Genomic DNA, 16,544 nt, shown 5'->3' on the forward strand with positions numbered 1-16,544 from the left:
CGCCGGCTCAGTCGCTGAGGCGCTCGCCCGTCTTCGTCGAGAAGACGTGCATCTCACCCGGGCGCGGGACGACGTGCAGTTCGGTGCCCTTGTCCGGGACGGCGCGGCCGTTGACCCGGACCACGAGGTCCTTGTGCTCGCCGCCGACCTCGGCGGAGCCGTAGACGTACCCGTCGGCGCCGAGTTCCTCGACGACGTTCACGGAGACGGCCAGGCCGGCCGGGGCGTCGCTGGTGTCCTTCGACAGCGACTTCGCGGCCTCGCCGCCACCGAGCTCGACGATGTCGAAGTGCTCGGGGCGCACGCCGACGGTGACGGTGGTGTCGCCCTTGTCGGCGGCGGCGGACAGGGCGGCGCGGGAGACCGGCACCACGCTGTTGCCGAACTTCACGCCGCCGTCGGTGATCGGGACCTCGACCAGGTTCATGGCGGGGGAGCCGATGAAGCCGGCCACGAAGAGGTTGTTGGGGCGGTCGTACATGTTGCGCGGCGAGTCGACCTGCTGCAGCAGGCCGTCCTTCAGCACGGCCACCCGGTCGCCCATGGTCATGGCCTCGACCTGGTCGTGGGTGACGTACACCGTGGTGATGCCGAGGCGGCGCTGGAGCGAGGCGATCTGCGTACGGGTCGAGACGCGGAGCTTGGCGTCGAGGTTCGACAGCGGCTCGTCCATGAGGAAGACCTGCGGCTCACGGACGATGGCGCGGCCCATCGCGACGCGCTGGCGCTGACCGCCGGAGAGCGCCTTCGGCTTGCGGTCGAGGTACTCGGAGAGGTCGAGGATCTTCGCGGCCTCTTCGACCTTCTTGCGGATCTCCGCCTTGTTCACGCCGGCGATCTTGAGCGCGAAGCCCATGTTGTCGGCGACGGACATGTGCGGGTAGAGCGCGTAGTTCTGGAACACCATGGCGATGTCCCGGTCCTTCGGCGGCAGGTGCGTGACGTCGCGGTCGCCGATGCGGATGGCGCCGCCGTTGACGTCCTCAAGACCCGCGAGCATGCGCAGGGAGGTCGACTTGCCGCAGCCGGAGGGACCGACGAGGACGAGGAACTCGCCGTCCTCGATGTCGATCTCCAGCTGGTCGACGGCGGGCTTGGTGGAGCCCGGGTAGATCCGGGTGGCCTTGTCGAACGTGACTGTTGCCATGGTGATCTTGCCCTTCTACCGGCAGGAACGTGCCGGACGATCCGAGTGGAAGGAGAATGGGTCTAGTCCAGTGGGCGGACTGTTCCGTGACGCTACCCGGGGACGGGGGATCTGTCAGTACTCCTGACCTGTGAAATCCACTGTCCCTGCCAGGGTGCGGTCCGGTTAGACTGCTCGGGCAGCGCCTCCTTAGCTCAGCTGGCCAGAGCAACGCACTTGTAATGCGTAGGTCATCGGTTCGAATCCGATAGGGGGCTCCAGAGCGAAGCCACAGGGCCCCGGGCGATTCGAGCGGGGCCCTGTGCTGTACGTTCCGCTCACGCCAAGGGGGGACACCTGGCGTTGCCGCGGCAGCATGATGCCGCCCACTCACCACCAGGACGATGCATGCGAAGACTCATCGCTGTCGGGGGAACGGTGGCCCTGCTGGCCACCACGGGGATATCGCTGGCGGGGCCCGCGGCCGCCGCCGACGACGGTTTCTCGTTCGACTTCCACCGCCCGGAGATCAACCTCAAGCCCGGCGAGGGGTGGGCCGAGATCGGGATCGGGTCCTTCTCCGGCGACTCGCCCGACGGCACCTATGTGTTCGCGCTGAGCGGCAGGCCGCTCGACGACCCGACGTGGGCGGGCGGCGGACTGCCCGCAGGGCTCACGGCCGAGACGGACGAGGAGTGCAAGGCGTCGGCGACAGTCAAGGGCGTCTACCTCTGCCGGGCCGACTCCGACCAGCCGTTCGCCGCGCCGCGGGTGTTCGCGGCGAAGACCACCGCGCACGACACGAAGCTGCACTACGGCCTGGTGTACGTGGCGCGCGGGGCCGACCTCGACGCCGGGGTGAAGGACGCCCAGCTCGCGGCCACGAAGCCGGTCGACGGCACGCACGCGGTGCGTACGGTCACGGTGAAGTCGGCGGAGCACGTCGCGCAGAACACCATGAAGTTCGACGTCCCGGACCTTCCGGCGACCGGTTCCGTCACGCAGAGCGTCGCCCTGCACGCGGTGGACAAGGGCCTGCTGAAGGTCACCTTCGCCTCCTCGGCGGGGCAGCGGCGCTGGAGGGCGGAGGAGGTGACGGCGCAGATCACCTCCGCGGCGGGCGGTCCAGGGACGGCCTGCAACCACACCATCGGTTCGCTGGCCGAGGGCGGCATCGACTGCGAGGTCGAGAAGCCGGGCGACTACACGGTCACCTACGCCCTCCAGGGCGGCAAGGACCTGGCCGCGTGGAAGGTCGACGTCAACGCCACGTACGAGGTCTACAACTTCGGCACCGGCAACCCGGAGGCGGCCGGGCACTTCGGTGTGCGGAGCAGCCTTCCGGTCCGCGAGCGGCACAGCCTCCTCGCCCGGAAGCCGGACGGGAGCGTCACGGTCTACCGGGGCTCCGGCCGGGCGCCCCAGGTGTTCAGGGCACCGGACTGGACGATCGGGGGCTGGGAGGGCTACACCGCGCTCGCCAAGCTGGGACCGCTCGCCGAGGCCGGCACGGGCAACGGGGTGGTGGCGCGGGACGCCGCCGGGGTCCTGTGGTCGTACGGCGTGCACGACACCATGGACGTCGTCAACGACCCGATGAAGGTCGGCGGCGGCTGGAACGCGTACAACGCGCTCGCCGGTATCGGCGACGGGACCGGGGACGGCAAGAACGACCTCGTGGCGCGGAACGCGGCCGGGACGCTCTACTTCTACGAGGGCACCGGCAAGCAGTCCGCCCCGTTCAAGCCGAAGGCCGAGATCGGCGGGGGCTGGCAGGCGTACGACTCGCTGACCGGGCTCGGGGACGCCACGGGTGACGGCAAGGGCGACCTGGTCGCCAGGGACAAGGCCGGGGTGCTGTGGTTCTACGAGGGGACGGGCCGGGCCGCCGCTCCGTTCAAGCCGAAGGTCCAGATCGGTGGGGGCTGGCAGGGGTTCTCGGCCCTGTCCGGCACCGGTGACCTGAACGACGACGGCCGGTCGGACCTGGTCGCCAGGGACAGGGCCGGGGTGCTGTGGTTCTACGAGGGGGCGGGGAAGCCCGCTGCTCCGTTCAAGGCGAAGGTCAGGGTCGGGGCGGGATGGAACGCCTTCAACTCCCTTGTCTAGGTAGGTAGGTGGTGAGCGAGGGGCCCGGACCGGGGTGAAGGGGTCCGGGCCTCTCGTGCGTCCGGGTCCGCCGTGCGTCCGGGCCTCTCGTGCGTCCGGGGCCTTCGTCGTTGCCCGGCGCGGGCGGGGCTCAGTGGCGGCCCGCGATGCGGTCGGCGAGCTTGGCGATGGGGTGGGTGTCCGGGGTGCGGCCGGAGAGTTCGCGGCGGTCGGCCTCCCGGTAGGCGGCGTACATGCCCTGGACGCCGAGCCAGCGCAAGGGTTCGGGCTCCCACTTGCGGACGCGGTGGTTGACCCAGGGGAGGGCCGTGAGGTCGGTTCCGCCGCCCTGGCCCGAGTCCTGGAGGAAGAGGTCGCGCAGCGTGCGGGCGGCCAGGTTGGTGGTGGCGACGCCGGAGCCGACGTAGCCGCCGGCCCAGCCCAGGCCGGTGCTGCGGTCGAGGGTGACGGTGGCGCACCAGTCGCGGGGGACGCCGAGGACGCCCGACCAGGCGTGGGCGATGCCGGTGCCCGCGAGGGTGGGGAAGAAGCGGACGAGGATCTCGCGGAGGGCGGCGACGGTGGCGGGCTGGGTGCGGCCGTCGTTGTCGGTGCGCGAGCCGAAGCGGTAGGGGACGCCCCGGCCGCCGATGGCTATGCGGTCGTCGGCGGTGCGTTGCGCGTACATGTACGCGTGGGCCATGTCGCCGAGGTTCTCGCGGCCTTCCCAGCCGATGGTCTCCCAGAGGGCGGCGGGAAGGGGATCGGTGACGATCATGGACGAGTTCATGGGGAGCCAGTCGCGCTTCTGGCCCTTGAGGTTCGGGGTGAAGCCCTCGGTGCAGCGCAGGATGTACGGGGCTCGGACCGTGCCGTAAGGGGTGTGGGCGTGCTTCGGGGCGATCTCGGTGACCGGGGTCGACTCGTGGATCGTCACGCCGAGGGCTTCGACGGTGTCGGCGAGACCCTTGGCGAGCTTGGCCGGGTGCAGGCGGGCGCCGTGCGGGGTCCAGGTGGAGCCGACGGCTCCGGCGACCTTGACGCGGGCGGCGGTGTCGCGGGCGCCGAGGAGGATTCGGTCCTTCTCGCCGAAGGCGACTTCGGTGGCGTGGAAGGAGCGGAGACGGCTGAACTGGGCGGGGGTGTAGGCGACTTCGAGGACGCCGCCCTGGTGGATGTCGGCGTCGATGCCCTCGGCGGCGGCGGTGTCGATGACCTCGGTGACCGTGTCGTTCATGGCGTGCTGGAGACGGGTGGCGGCCTCCTGGCCGTGGAGTGCGGCGTAGCGGTCGCGGCCCGCGATGCCGTTGTAGAGCCAGCCGCCGTTGCGTCCGGAGGCCCCGTACCCGCAGAACTTGGCTTCCAGGACGGTGATGTTGAGGAAGGGGACGGCCTTCTTCAGGTAGTACGCCGTCCACAGGCCGGTGTACCCGCCGCCGACGATGCAGATGTCGGCGGTGGTGTCGCCGGGGAGGGGCTCGCGGGGGGTGGGTATGCCTTGGTCGGCGTACCAGAAGGAGATTCCTCCGTTGGCGGTGTCGGTCCTTGGCTCGCGCATGCTGACCTTCGTCCTGGGGGCGGTGTGGCTTTTTGGCTGATCAGGGGTGGTGCCGGGCTGGGACGGGACGCTAGCGGGCGGGGGCGGGGCGCGGCAATGGGCGTAGTGCAGGGTGGCAGGGGGCGGTTCTGCGCTACCTGTCGGGTGGGGAGGGGGCGGTTCTGCGCTACCTGTCGGGTGGGGAGGGGGCGGTTCTGCGCTACCTGTCGGGTGGGAAGGGGAGGTTCTGCGCGACCTGTCGGGTGTTGCGGGCGTTGGACGGGGTGTGACTGAACTTCTGTTTTTGCCGCCGCAGCCCGTGCTGCCCCATGTGCCCTCCGCATTCGAGGGGCTGAGCCTGAAGCCGGAGAGGGTGGAGCGGATCAGTGATCAGCGGTGGCTGGTGTGGGTGACCGCGGATCAGCTGGCCGGCCGGGACTGGGAAGGGGGACGCAGGGGGTTCCTCGGCGAGACCCCGGCCAACAGGGAGTTGGAGGAGGTGATCTGGCAGCGGCCCTGGGACTTCGGCGTGGTGGGGTCCTTGGTGCTGGGCTGCCGCCTGGTGCGGTGGGACCCGGCGGGTACGCGGAACCGGGGGTTCGTGCAGATCTCGGAACCCGAAGTCCTGGACGGTGTACAGCGGTTGGGCGTACTGGACCGGGTCGTCGCGCAGGAGCTGCCGGTGGAGTACCTGCGGCGCTCGGTGCTGCGGCTGGAGGTGGTGACGGGGCCCGCGGTGGACGCGGTGCGCAGGGAGCTCGACGCGGAGGACCGCAGGCGGAACGTGGCCACCGCACAGGACGAGTTGGTGCGGGATCCGAATCTGCTGCGGCTGATGCGGCAGTTCCGGGACGACGGGCAACAGTTCGTGGTGCGGCGGGGTGAGGTGCGGGAGCCGTACGGGGAGAGCATCTCGGTCGAAGAGGCGACGGTGGCCCTCGCCTGTCTGGCGCCGGGAGCGCGGCTGGCGGTGGCGCACGAGGCGGACAGCCCGCAAGGGCGGGAGCGGCTGTGGGCCGGCCGGGGCGGGGAGGCGTACGAGGCGGTGTTCAACGAGTACACGACGGCCACGGGGGTGCAGCGGGCGGTGGAGGTCGCCCGTGGCGTACGGGGCGTGCTGGGACGCATGGGCCGGGGGAGGAGCAGTCGGTACGGGCACGCCCATCTGTGGCGGGACGCACCGCAGTTGGTGGTGTGGGCGGTGGGCCGGCGGCTGCCGGTGGTGGAGCTGCACCGGGAGGGGCGCGGACCGGGCGGTGTGGACTGGGACCTGCTGCTGGACGAGCGGCTGGACCCTCTGGTGGAGGGCGTGGCGGAGGGGCTGCGGGGCGCGTACGCACGGATCCGCCCGACGGACGGGGCAAACGGTGGCGGACGCGGATCGGTGCGGAAGCAGCTGCGGTACGCGGTGGTCAAGGAGCTGGGTTTCTGGGCGGAGCTGATGGAGGCCTACGAGGGCGGAGGCGAGCAGCGCGGGCGCGGCGGCTCGGCCGATCCGGCTGGTTCGACCGATCAGGCTGGTCCGGTCGGCCGGGCTGGTCCGACCGGCCCGGCTGTCGGCCTCGGGTGAGGGGGTAGCAGGCGAGGCCGATCAGTACGGCGGAGAAGTGGCCGACGTCGGTGAAGGTGCGGCCGGTGACGAGGGGGAGGGCGTAGAAGGTGAGGACGCCGAAGAGGTAGACGTACCGCCAGGGGGTGGCGATGCGGTACGTGAGGACGGCGACGACACCGGCGAGGGCGTAACTCACGCCCACGTCGAGGGTGTTGACGGCGGAGGTGGGCGCGAGGCCGTGCCGGATCGCCCAGCCGAGGACGCCCTCGCTGAGGTACGTGGCCCCGATGTGCGCGGCGGCGAGGACGGCGAGCCAGCGGAGGGTGCCGAGCCAGCGCTCGGCGGGGGCGTGGAAGAGGGAGTAGAGGACGGCGTACAGCAGCCAGCCGCCGCCGTCGGTCCAGAAGGCGGAGGTGATGAGGACGCGGACGGGGTTCTGCGAGAGGTGATGGATGTTGGTGGACCGCTGCCGGAGGAACTCGTCGGCAAAGGTGGGGTCCAGGCGGCGCATGGCGACGGTGGTGACGAAGAGAGCGACGAGCCAGAGGTGGGTGCCGGGGGCGGAGCGGAGGTAGCGCCAGGTGGCGGGGAGGGGGGAACGGGGCATGGGGTGATTGTGGGCGTTTGGGGTGGAGTGGGGTGCTGGGCCGCGCCGGGCGCTTGGGCGCTGGGCGGGGGTGGGGTCGGGGCGGGCGCGGGGGCGTGCGGCCGTGGGAGGGTGCGCTTCGCGTGGGGGCCGCCCCCTTGCCCACCCGCCCCCAAGCTCTCCACTTCGTTCGAGCAGGGGGACCCCCGCCAAGCTCTTAAGGAGCAGGGGAGACCCCACTGCCGCCGGGGGCGGCTCCGCTGCCCAAAGGGGGCTGGGGGCGGGGAGCTGGCGGGCTGGGGGCAGGGGGTCGGTTGCGACGTACCCTCGATCGAGTTCTACGAGGCCATGGGTGCGCGTCCGCAGGACGAGTGGGACGTCTACCGGCTGACGGGCGACGCGCTCAAGCAACTCGGTGCGTAGCAGGCCGGGTTCCGGACCTTCTGCTCACGGCACGAGGACGACCTTGCCGACCGTGCCCCGGTTCTCCAGGTCGTGGTGGGCCTTGGCCGCCTCGGCGAGGGGGTAGCGCTGGACGGCGGGGCGGAGTTCGCCCGAGGCGGCCAGGGCGAGGGAGCGGGTTTCCAGGGTCCGCAGCGGGTTGTCGCCGCCGGCCCTCTGCATCATGGCCGGGCCGAGGACGCTCTCGGAGGTGATGGCCCGCTCGGCGAGTTCGGCCTCGGTGTAGGTGAGGGGCGCGCCGTCGTGCAGGCCCGCACCGGACCAGCCGAAGACGAGGTGCTTGCCGCCGGGGGCGAGGAGGTCGACGGCGGCGCGGCCGGTGTCGGCGCCGACCGAGTCGAAGACGATCGTGGCACCGCCGAGCCCGCGTCCGGCGAGGAAGGCGGTCACCTTCTCCGTCCAGTCCGGCTGCTTGTAGTCGAGGGCGAGGTCGGCGCCGTTCGCTTCGACGAGGGCGGTCTTGGCGGGGCCGCCGGCCAGGCCGATCACGGTGCCGCCCGCGTTCTTCACGTACTGCACGAGGAGCGTGCCGATGCCGCCCGCGGCGGCCGGGACGATCGCGACGGTGTCGGCGGAGATGTCGGCGAAGAGCAGGATGCCGAGGGTGGTGCGGCCGGTGCCGATCATGGCGATGGCCTCGGCGTCGTCGAGGGTGTCGGGGACGGGGTGCAGCTTGGCGGCGTCGGTGACGGCCAGCTCGGCGTAGCCACCCGGGTTCATTCCGAGGTGGGCGACCACGCGCCTGCCCAGCCAGGACGGGTCCGTGCCCTCGCCGAGTGCGTCGACGGTGCCGGCGACCTCGCGGCCGGGGACGGTGGGGAGTTCGGCGGGGGCCGGGTAGGGGCCGGTCATGCCCTGGCGCAGGGCCGTGTCCAGGAGGTGCACGCCGGACGCGGTGACGGCTATCCGGACCTGGCCGGGGCCGGGGACGGGGTCCTCGGTCTTCTCGTACGTGAGGTTCTCGGCGGGGCCGAAGGCGTGGAGGCGGATCGCGTGCATGGTCAACTCCCGTAGAGGTCGGTTGCGTTGGCCGGTCGGCCGCCGCTGGATCGGTGGGTGCCGGCTGCTCGTGGATCATCCTGTGACCTCAAGCGCTCTTGAGGTCAAGGGAGTGGAGCGGCCGGTTGAGGTGCTGTGCGCGCAGGGCCAGGGAGACGGCCTCCAGAGCGCTGTTGAAGGACACCTCGGCGAGCAGGCCGGGGGCCGCGACCTGGTCGCCCGCCAGATAGATGCCGTTGCCGCGGTCGATGGCGGGGCGGTCGCGCCAGGTCGTGCCGGGCAGGTCGAGTGCGCCGGTGCGGCCGGTGGCGAGGGCCTCGGCGCGGTGCGTGACGCGGTCGCGCCAGCCGGGGAGACCGAGGTCGAGGAGGCGTTCGGCGCGGGCGATCGCGGTGGAGCGCGATGCGCCGGGGGCGAGCGGGAGCTGGGCCTGGATCAGCTGCTCGCCGGGCGGGGCGAGGGTCGGGTCCTGGGCGGTGAACCGTTCGATCCAGCCGGGGGAGTCCAGGTCGGAGACGATGAACGCGTCGCCGCGCCGGGTGCGCAGCCCGAGGTCCAGGAGTACGGTCCGGCCGCCTGCCCAGGTGAGGGAGTCGTCGGCGAGGAGGCTGCGGGCGGCGGGCAGCGACGTCGCGACGATCACCGGGCCCCGGGCGGCGGCTTCGGCGAGTTCGGTGTCGGTGACGCGGGAGCCGGTGTCGATGCGCACACCGAGGTGACGGGCGTGCGCGACGAGCCGGTCGACCACCGAACTCCAGCCGCCCACCGGGTACTTGGCCTCCGGCGGCATCGCGAGGACCCGGTGCAGGCGCTCCTGTACGAAGCGGGCGGAGAGGGAGCCGGGGTCGTGGTGGAAGACGGCGACGCCGATGGAGTTCGCGGCGTACCGGGCGTGGCGCTCGCCGATCAGGGAGGTGGCCCAGGTGTGGAAGTCGGTGTCGACGGGGGCTTCGTGGGCCTGCTTGCGGCCGAGGCGCAGTACGGGGAGGGGCGGCATGCGGTGGAGCGCGCCGTCGCGGTGGAAGCGGATGCGGGCGGCCTCGCGGAGCGGGATGCCGGCGACCGGGCCGATCAGGTCGCGCTGCTGGAGCCAGGTCCAGAGGGGGCCGCGGGAGTAGAGGGCGTGCGGGCCCTCGTTGGTCCTGTACGGGCCTTCGGCGGTACGGGCCCGGCCGCCGAGGGTGTGGTGGGACTCGCGGAGGTGGACCCGGGTGCGGTGGGACCGGTTGAACTGGTGGGACCGGTTGGACTGATCGGACTGGTGGGACCGGTTGGACTCGGCGGCCGTGATCGCGGCGACGAGACCGGCGAAGCCGCTGCCGACGACGGTGAGGGTGGTGGGAGCGGGGGTGCTGTGGCTCTGGCTCATGGTGGGTGCCTCCCGGGGGCGGGCTCGGTGGTGCCTTCGGGAGTGGTGACGTACGCCGGACCCCGGGATGTGACATCGCCGGGGTGGGAACGGCGCGGGGGACTCTCCCCGGCCGCGTTGTCAGTGGGGTGGTGCAGCATGGGCGGCATGGCACGCGACGCGAAGAAGAACCAGGTCCCCGCCGTACGACGCCCGCAGGTGCGGCTTCCGGAGCTGCTGCCCTTCGCGGACGGGGAGCTGGAGTCGGAGGGGGACTACGACGGCCTGGAGTTCAGGGACCTGGACTTCGTCGGGCAGCAGGGCCGCGGCGCCCGCTTCATGGACTGCGGGCTGTACGGGGTGGCGCTGGACGAGACGCGGCTGAGCCGGGCCCGCTTCATGGACTCGGTCCTGGAGGGGGTGCGGGGGGTCGGGACGAACCTCGCGGAGGCGTCGCTGCGGGACGTGGAGATCACTGACGCCCGGCTGGGCGGGACGCAGCTGCACGGGTCGGTGCTGGAGCGGGTCGTCGTCCGGGGCGGAAAGATCGACTACCTGAACCTGCGGAAGTCGAAGCTGACGGACGTGGTCTTCGAGGGCTGCGTGCTCGTCGAACCGGACTTCGGGGACGCGAAGCTGACGCGGGTGGAGTTCCGGGACTGCGTGCTGAAGGGGGCGGACCTGAGCGGGGCGACGCTGAAGGACGTGGACCTGCGGACGGTCGCTTCGCTGGAGATCACGAGGGGGGTGGAGAGGTTGCGCGGGGCGGTGATCAGCACTTCGCAGCTGCTGGATCTGGCGCCGGTGTTTGCGGCGGAGATGGGGGTGCGGGTGGAGGCCTAGGCCGTCCGGCATTCGAGGACGCGCCGCTCTGGGGGCTCGGGGAACTTGGGGGCGCGGGGAGCTGCGCGGCCGGCCATGTCGCGCCCGCATGATGTCCACCGGCCCCTTCAGGGGCGCGGGGAACTGCGCGATCAGCCACGATGCGCCCGCACGACGACGACCGGCCCCCGCGGCCGGCGCCACGCGGCGGAGCCGCAAATGTCGCAACGGGTGACGGGGCGGGGAGGGGCTCAATCCGCGAAGCGGCCCACCGGGCCGCACGGTGTGCGGTCGCGGGGGCGTGCGGTCGTGGGAGGGTGCGCTCCGCGTGGGGGCCGCCCCCTTGCCCACCCGTTCCGCCCCCGGGGGGGCGGCCCCGCTGCCCAAGGGGGCTCGGGGGCTCGGGGGCTGGGGGCTCGGGGGCCAGAGGGCCAGAGGGCTAGGCGGCGGCGGGGGGCGTCAGCCGCCCGATGAGGGGGCGGTCAGCCGGACACGAGGGGGCGGTCAGCCGGACATGAGGGGGCGGTCAGCCGGACATGAGGGGGCGGTCAGTCGGACATGCGGGGGAATCGGGCCTGGAGGCTCCACAGGACCGGGTTGTCCGCCAGGCCGTCGTGCATGTCCGTGAGGTCGGCGATCAGGTCGTGGAGGAAGTCGCGGGCCTCGCGGCGGAGCAGCCGGTGGCCGAAGGTGAGGGGGGCCTCCTCGACCGGCATCCAGTCCGCCTCGACGTCCACCCACCCGAAGCGCCGCTCGAACAGCATCCGGTCCGTCGACTCGGTGAAGTCGATCTCCGCGTACTGCCGGTGTGCGGAGCGGTTGCCGCGCGGATCCTGGTCGATCTGCTCCACGATGTCGCACAGCGCCCACGCGAAGTCGAGCACCGGAACCCATCCCCAGGCTGTGGAAACTTCCCGGTCCGCCTTGGTGTCCGCCAGGTACACGTCGCCGCAGAACAGGTCGTGCCGCAGTGACCGGACGTCCGCGCGGCGGTAGTCCGTCTGCGGGGGGTCGGGGAAGCGGCGGGAGAGGGAGTAACCGATGTCGAGCACGTACCCGATGTTCGCACGGTCGGGGGCGGGGCGGAGACGCATCTCCGTGCACACGTTCGAGTGTGACCGCGTGACCGCGTGACTGTGCCGTCCGCTACGGCAGCAGTCGCTGTTCCTTCGCCACCGCCACCGCGCCCGCCCTCGTGTCCACGCCGAGCTTGGCGTAGATGCGGCCCAGGTGGGTCTTGACCGTTGCTTCGCTGATGAACAGGGCCCGGGCGATCTCCCGGTTGCCCAGGCCGTGCGCCAACTGGGCCAGGATGTCCGACTCGCGTTCGGTCAGGGTGGGGCGGCCGGTGCCGCGCATCTGCGCCATCACGCGGCTCGCGACCGGCGGGGAGAGGATCGTGCGGCCCTGGGCTGCGGAGTGGATCGCGGCGAAGAGTTCCTCGGGGCGTTCGGCCTTGAGGAGGTAGCCGGTGGCTCCGGCCGCGATCGCGCGGGTGATGTCGGCGTCCGTGTCGTACGTGGTGAGGACGAGGACGTGCGGGCCCGTCCCGGCGATCCGGCGGGTCGCCTCGACGCCGTCGATGCCCGCGCCGAGCTGGAGGTCCATCAGTACGACGTCGGGGGCGAGCTTGGCGGCCATCGCCACCGCCTCCTCGCCGTCGCCGGCCTCGCCGACGACCTCGATGTCCGGTTCGCTGGCGAGGAGGGCGAGGAGTCCGGCCCGTACGACCACGTGGTCGTCACAGAGCAGGATGCGTACGGGGGCGGGGGGAGGGGTGCTCACGGGGCGGGCTCCAGAGGGATCGCGGCGGACAGGACCGTGCCCTCGCCGGGGGCGGACTCGACGGCGAGGGTACCGCCGAGCTGCTGGACCCGCGCGCGGATGGCGGGGAGGCCGTGTCCGCGCACACCGGCGGCGACTCCCGCACGCGGGGTGGAGCCACGGCCGTCGTCCGCACGCGGGGTGGAGCCACGGCCGTCGTCCGTGCGGGAGGTGGAGACGTGGCCGTCGTCCGTAAGGGGAGTGGAGCCACGGCCGTCGTCCGCACGCGGCGTGAAGCCGCGGCCGTCGTCCGCGATGTCGAGGACGACCTGGTCGTCGAGGTAGGTGAGGGTGAGCGCCGTGGTGGACGCCCCTGCGTGTTCTCGTACGTTCGCGAGGGCGCCCTGGGCGATACGGAGCAGGGCCGACTGGACCCGGTCGGGGAGCGGGCCCGCGGGGGCGGTCCCGTCGACGTGGAAGCGGGCGTTCTCGCGGGCGGCGACCGCGCGGAGGGCTTCTTCGAGGCCGCCGCCCCTGGCTCCCGCTTCGGCCAGGTCGGCGGGGGCCAGGTCGTGCACGAAGCGGCGCGCCTCGGCGAGGTTGCGTTCCGCGATGGAGGTGGCGGTACGGACGTGGCGGCGCGCGGTCGCCGGGTCCGCGTCCCAGGTGCGGTCGGCGGCCTGGAGCAGCATCTGCTGGCTGGACAGGCCCTGCGCGAGGGAGTCGTGGATCTCCATGGAGAGGCGCTGGCGTTCGGCGAGGGTGCCTTCGCGGCGTTCGGTGGCGGCGAGTTCGCGACGGGTGCGGATCAGGTCGTCGATGAGGGCGCGCTGGCGGGCGGCCTGGCGCTGCATGGAGACGAACATCCCGGCGGCGATGGCCGCCACCGCCGGCGGTGCGAGCACCAGATTGGGGTCGAACCCGCCCTCGGCGAGCTGGAGTTGGGCCGCGACGACGAAGACGGTGAGGACGGCGACCAGGCCGAGCGCGGTACGGGCGGGGAGGGTGCGCAGCCCCGTGTAGAAGAGCGGCACGGCGCACCAGGCGAAGCTGGGCGCGAGGACGACGAGGACCATCCAGACGGCGACGACGGCACCGAGGAGCAGGCGGGGGGAGTACGTGGCTCCGGGACCGGGCCGGGTGCGGGCCTTGTGGCCGTCGGGGCCGAGGACGTGCAGCAGTACGTGCAGTACGGCGAGGGTGATGCTGAGCCCGATGATCCACGGGGTGCGGGCCTCGCCGGGGTGCCGGAGCAGGAAGCGGACCAGGGACGCGCCGAGCAGCAGGAAGAACGCCGCGTGCATGACGAGGGCGAGCCAGCGGGCGTCGGGGTCGGGGTCCTGTCCGCCGTGGCCGACGTCGTGGCCGACGTCGTCGTCGTTCTGTCGCACCGCGTGCTCCCTGCCCGTCGTCCCGACTTCGTACATACCGGCCTTGTGCGTCCCGGTCCTCGCGCGTACCGGCTGTGTGCGTCCCGGTCCTCACGCGTACCGGCTCCATGCGTTCCGGTCCTCGCGCGTACCGGCTCCGTGCGTTCCGGTCCTCGCGCGTACCGGCTCCATGCGTTCCGGTCCTCGTTTACACCGGCTGTGTGCGCGTCGGCCCTTACGCATACCGGCCCTGAACAGCACGTACGCCCCCATCCTGACCCACCGGGACCACCCCCGCATCAACCGATCGGCCGACCCCGGTGTCGACCGGCCGGGCCGCCGGGAGGAGCCGGTGCGCCGACCGTGCGCAGGGGTGGGCAGACCCAGGATTGGAAGCAGACGGAGAGCGGCTCCCCCGCCGCTCTCCGCCCCCTTCTCCTTCCGTATCGCAGCCTTGGAGCACCCCATGAAGAAGCTCTCCCTCCGCACCCGTGTCCTGACCGGTGCCGCCACCGTCGCCGTCCTCGGTGCGGGCACCTTCGGCGCCGTCAGCGCCAACGCCACCGCGCCGGCCGCCGAGACCAAGGCCGCCGTCAAGGCCGACGCCTCGAACAAGAACCTCCAGCAGTCCACCCACCTCACCGTCGCCGCCGCGACCAAGGCCGCCGAGGCCGCCCTCGACGCCGCGAAGAAGGAGAACCAGCGCATCTCCGTCGCCGTCGTCGACCGCAACGGCAACACCCTCGTCACCCTGCGCGGCGACGGCGCGGGCCCGCAGTCGCCCGAGTCGGCCGTGAAGAAGGGCTACACCGCCGTCTCCTGGAACGCCCCCACCTCCGAGCTCGTCAAGCGCCTCGCCCAGACCCCGAACCTGAAGGACATCCCCGGCACCCTCTTCCTCGGCGGCGGCGCCCCGGTCCAGGCCAAGGGTGCTCCGGTCGCGGGCATCGGTGTCGCGGGCGCGCCCAGCGGCGACCTCGACGAGAAGTTCGCGCAGGCCGGTGTCGCTGCTCTGGCGAAGTAGTCCCCGCCGCGGCGGTCACCGCCGCACGGCGTTCCGTACGTACGCACAGAAGGGCCTCCGCATGACCGCCCCCACCCCCTTGCCCGACGCCGACCGGCGTCTGCTCGCCGCCGCCAGGGGCGGGGACGCCGCCGGTGTCCGTGCCGCCCTCGGTGCGGGGGCCCGGGTCGCCGCCCGTGACGAGGAGCTGCGCACCCCGCTGCTGCTCGCCTCGCTCGGGAGTCATGTGGAGGCCGCCCGGCTGCTGGTCGCGGCCGGGGCCGATCCGGACGCACAGGACGTGCGCGAGGACAGCGCCTGGCTCGTGACCGGCGTGACGGGCAGCGTCGCGATGATGCGGACCCTGCTGCCCGCAGGGCCCGACCTGACGCTGTGCAACCGCTTCGGCGGGGTGTCCGTGATCCCGGCGAGCGAGCGCGGCCACGTCGAGTACGTACGGGCGGTGCTCGCCGAGACCGCCATGGACGTCGATCACGTCAACAGGCTCGGCTGGACCGCCCTGTTGGAGGCGGTGATCCTCGGTGACGGCGGGCGTCCGCACGAGGAGATCGTGGAGATCCTGCTGGCCGCAGGCGCCACCCCCGACCTGCCGGACGGGGACGGTACGACCGCGCGGGAACATGCGCTGCGGCGCGGCTTCGACGGCATCGCGGCACTGTTGCGGGAGGCGCAGTGAAACAGCGCACCGTGCAGGGGCCGGGCGCAAGGGCCGTCCTCGCCGCCGTGGCCGTCGCCCTGCTGGCGACCGGTTGCGCCGGGGCCGCCGAGAGCGCCCCCGACCGGCCCCGTACCGCCACCGTCACCCCCACCGCGCCTGCTCCCGCCTCCGCCGCCACTCCTGCCGGCACCCTCCTGGTCGCCGACTTCGACGCCGACACCGTCACCTTCGTCGACCCGGCGCGCGGGCCCGTCGGTTCGGTGCGGGTCGGCACCGCTCCGTACGGTCTCGCCGTGGGCGCCGACGGCCGGGCGTGGGTCGCGACCGCCGAGGGCGTCGCGGTCGTCGACACCCGCACGCGGACGAGCCTCGGCCGGATCCCGTACGCAACGAAGGCCGACGGGCCCGCGACGATGGGCGAGTACCGGGCGGGCGGCATGGGCATCGCCCTGTCCCCGGACGGCAGCCGGGCCTACGTCGGCGTCAACGTCCCTGACGGGAAGGGGGTGTTGGAGGTCGTCGACACCGCTTCCCGCAAGGTCGTCGACACCGTCGGGGTCGGCCGCCGCCCCTTCGACGTGGACGTATCCGCCGACGGGAGCGAGGTCTACGCGACCGGCCACGACTCGTACGACGTCACCGCCGTGCGCGCCGGCACGCTCGACGCCCGCCGCCTCGAAGTCGCTCCGTACGGTACGGAGGGCGGCCTCGGCTCCTGGCTCAAGCCGCACTACGCCGCCGTCCGCCCCGCCGACGGCAAGCTGCTGCTCCCCTTCGAGGGCGAGCGCCTCGCGGTCCTCGACCCGCGCACCGGCCGCGTCACCGTCGAGCCGATGACCGCCAACACCCACCAGCACGGCACGACGCTCACCCCCGACGGCACCCTCCTGGTCGTCGGTACGGGCCCGATCGGCGGCAACGACGAGGAGGCCTCGCTCACCGTCCGTACGCCCGACGGCAAGGAACGCGTCATCCCGCTCGACGGGGCGCACGAGGACGTCGCCGTCTCCCGCGACGGCCGCACCGCGTACGTCACCGGGGGCTTCACCCGCGAGGGATCGTGGGACGGCATCACGGTCGTCGACCTGGAGAGCGGTACGAAGCGGAAGGTGGCGGCGGGGGTGCGTCCGCTGGGGGTGGCGGTGCTGGGCTGAGGGCGTTCTGCTGCGGGTGGCGGTGCGTGGGCTGAGGGTGTTGTGCTGGGGGGT

The 16,544-nt window shown here is 72.6% G+C and carries 13 protein-coding genes and 1 tRNA gene; 6 read left to right on the forward strand and 8 right to left on the reverse strand.

Annotated features, from left to right (window positions below; translation table 11 throughout):
- Nucleotides 1-7 precede the first annotated feature (7 nt).
- A complete protein-coding gene (locus tag ACWGIG_RS11795) occupies nt 8-1,147 on the reverse strand; it encodes an ABC transporter ATP-binding protein (protein WP_453321394.1) in 1,140 nt (379 codons plus the stop codon).
- A gap of 183 nt (nt 1,148-1,330) precedes the next feature.
- Between ACWGIG_RS11795 and ACWGIG_RS11800 the strand changes: the two genes are divergently transcribed.
- Nucleotides 1,331-1,407, forward strand: a tRNA-Thr gene (locus ACWGIG_RS11800).
- Between the two features lie 127 nt (nt 1,408-1,534).
- Nucleotides 1,535-3,235: an FG-GAP repeat domain-containing protein gene (locus ACWGIG_RS11805; RefSeq protein WP_453321395.1), complete on the forward strand. Its 1,701-nt coding sequence runs from the start codon at nt 1,535-1,537 to the stop codon at nt 3,233-3,235.
- A 130-nt stretch (nt 3,236-3,365) separates the two neighbouring features.
- Here ACWGIG_RS11805 and ACWGIG_RS11810 read toward each other — a convergent pair whose 3' ends face one another.
- From ACWGIG_RS11810 to ACWGIG_RS11825, 4 genes are all read right to left on the reverse strand, one after another.
- Nucleotides 3,366-4,772: an NAD(P)/FAD-dependent oxidoreductase gene (locus tag ACWGIG_RS11810; protein WP_453321396.1), complete on the reverse strand. Its 1,407-nt coding sequence runs from the start codon at nt 4,770-4,772 to the stop codon at nt 3,366-3,368.
- A 1,391-nt stretch (nt 4,773-6,163) separates the two neighbouring features.
- Nucleotides 6,164-6,910: a rhomboid-like protein gene (locus ACWGIG_RS11815; RefSeq protein ID WP_453321397.1), complete on the reverse strand. Its 747-nt coding sequence runs from the start codon at nt 6,908-6,910 to the stop codon at nt 6,164-6,166.
- A 426-nt stretch (nt 6,911-7,336) separates the two neighbouring features.
- Nucleotides 7,337-8,350 (reverse strand): zinc-binding dehydrogenase, encoded by a 1,014-nt coding sequence (locus ACWGIG_RS11820; protein ID WP_453321398.1) that lies wholly within the window; start codon nt 8,348-8,350, stop codon nt 7,337-7,339.
- Nucleotides 8,351-8,438: 88 nt separating this feature from the next.
- Nucleotides 8,439-9,719 (reverse strand): FAD-dependent oxidoreductase, encoded by a 1,281-nt coding sequence (locus tag ACWGIG_RS11825; protein WP_453321399.1) that lies wholly within the window; start codon nt 9,717-9,719, stop codon nt 8,439-8,441.
- A gap of 138 nt (nt 9,720-9,857) precedes the next feature.
- On the opposite strand from ACWGIG_RS11825, the gene ACWGIG_RS11830 reads away from it, so the two are divergent.
- Nucleotides 9,858-10,541, forward strand: a complete 684-nt coding sequence (locus ACWGIG_RS11830; protein WP_453321400.1) for a pentapeptide repeat-containing protein — start codon at nt 9,858-9,860, stop codon at nt 10,539-10,541.
- A gap of 527 nt (nt 10,542-11,068) precedes the next feature.
- Here ACWGIG_RS11830 and ACWGIG_RS11835 read toward each other — a convergent pair.
- The 3 genes from ACWGIG_RS11835 to ACWGIG_RS11845 form a co-directional block, all read right to left on the reverse strand.
- A complete protein-coding gene (locus tag ACWGIG_RS11835; protein WP_453321429.1) occupies nt 11,069-11,572 on the reverse strand; it encodes a hypothetical protein in 504 nt (167 codons plus the stop codon).
- Between the two features lie 94 nt (nt 11,573-11,666).
- Nucleotides 11,667-12,305 (reverse strand): response regulator, encoded by a 639-nt coding sequence (locus ACWGIG_RS11840; protein ID WP_453321401.1) that lies wholly within the window; start codon nt 12,303-12,305, stop codon nt 11,667-11,669.
- Nucleotides 12,302-13,588 carry a histidine kinase gene (locus ACWGIG_RS11845; protein ID WP_453321430.1) on the reverse strand — a complete coding sequence of 429 codons (1,287 nt, stop codon included), beginning with the start codon at nt 13,586-13,588 and terminating at the stop codon, nt 12,302-12,304. Before ACWGIG_RS11845 ends, ACWGIG_RS11840 begins: the two co-directional genes overlap by 4 nt.
- A 532-nt stretch (nt 13,589-14,120) precedes the next feature.
- On the opposite strand from ACWGIG_RS11845, the gene ACWGIG_RS11850 reads away from it, so the two are divergent.
- From ACWGIG_RS11850 to ACWGIG_RS11860, 3 genes are all read left to right on the forward strand, one after another.
- Nucleotides 14,121-14,678 carry a GlcG/HbpS family heme-binding protein gene (locus tag ACWGIG_RS11850; protein ID WP_453321402.1) on the forward strand — a complete coding sequence of 186 codons (558 nt, stop codon included), beginning with the start codon at nt 14,121-14,123 and terminating at the stop codon, nt 14,676-14,678.
- Between the two features lie 61 nt (nt 14,679-14,739).
- On the forward strand, nt 14,740-15,354 hold the full coding sequence (locus tag ACWGIG_RS11855; RefSeq protein WP_453321403.1) for an ankyrin repeat domain-containing protein: 615 nt from the start codon (nt 14,740-14,742) through the stop codon (nt 15,352-15,354).
- Entirely contained in the window at nt 15,351-16,490 is a 1,140-nt protein-coding gene (locus tag ACWGIG_RS11860) for a YncE family protein (RefSeq protein WP_453321404.1), read from the forward strand. Before ACWGIG_RS11855 ends, ACWGIG_RS11860 begins: the two co-directional genes overlap by 4 nt.
- Nucleotides 16,491-16,544 lie beyond the last annotated feature (54 nt).

The sequence above is a fragment of the Streptomyces sp. NPDC054863 genome (assembly GCF_053610825.1).

Excerpts from the sequence above, each read along its gene's own strand:
- ACWGIG_RS11795 (WP_453321394.1), bottom strand. The coding sequence starts at position 1,147 with ATGGCAACAGTCACGTTCGACAAGGCCACCCGGATCTACCCGGGCTCC.
- ACWGIG_RS11805 (WP_453321395.1), top strand. The coding sequence starts at position 1,535 with ATGCGAAGACTCATCGCTGTCGGGGGAACGGTGGCCCTGCTGGCCACC.
- ACWGIG_RS11810 (WP_453321396.1), bottom strand. The coding sequence starts at position 4,772 with ATGCGCGAGCCAAGGACCGACACCGCCAACGGAGGAATCTCCTTCTGG.
- ACWGIG_RS11815 (WP_453321397.1), bottom strand. The coding sequence starts at position 6,910 with ATGCCCCGTTCCCCCCTCCCCGCCACCTGGCGCTACCTCCGCTCCGCC.
- ACWGIG_RS11820 (WP_453321398.1), bottom strand. The coding sequence starts at position 8,350 with ATGCACGCGATCCGCCTCCACGCCTTCGGCCCCGCCGAGAACCTCACG.
- ACWGIG_RS11825 (WP_453321399.1), bottom strand. The coding sequence starts at position 9,719 with ATGAGCCAGAGCCACAGCACCCCCGCTCCCACCACCCTCACCGTCGTC.
- ACWGIG_RS11830 (WP_453321400.1), top strand. The coding sequence starts at position 9,858 with ATGGGCGGCATGGCACGCGACGCGAAGAAGAACCAGGTCCCCGCCGTA.
- ACWGIG_RS11845 (WP_453321430.1), bottom strand. The coding sequence starts at position 13,588 with ATGCACGCGGCGTTCTTCCTGCTGCTCGGCGCGTCCCTGGTCCGCTTC.
- ACWGIG_RS11850 (WP_453321402.1), top strand. The coding sequence starts at position 14,121 with ATGAAGAAGCTCTCCCTCCGCACCCGTGTCCTGACCGGTGCCGCCACC.
- ACWGIG_RS11855 (WP_453321403.1), top strand. The coding sequence starts at position 14,740 with ATGACCGCCCCCACCCCCTTGCCCGACGCCGACCGGCGTCTGCTCGCC.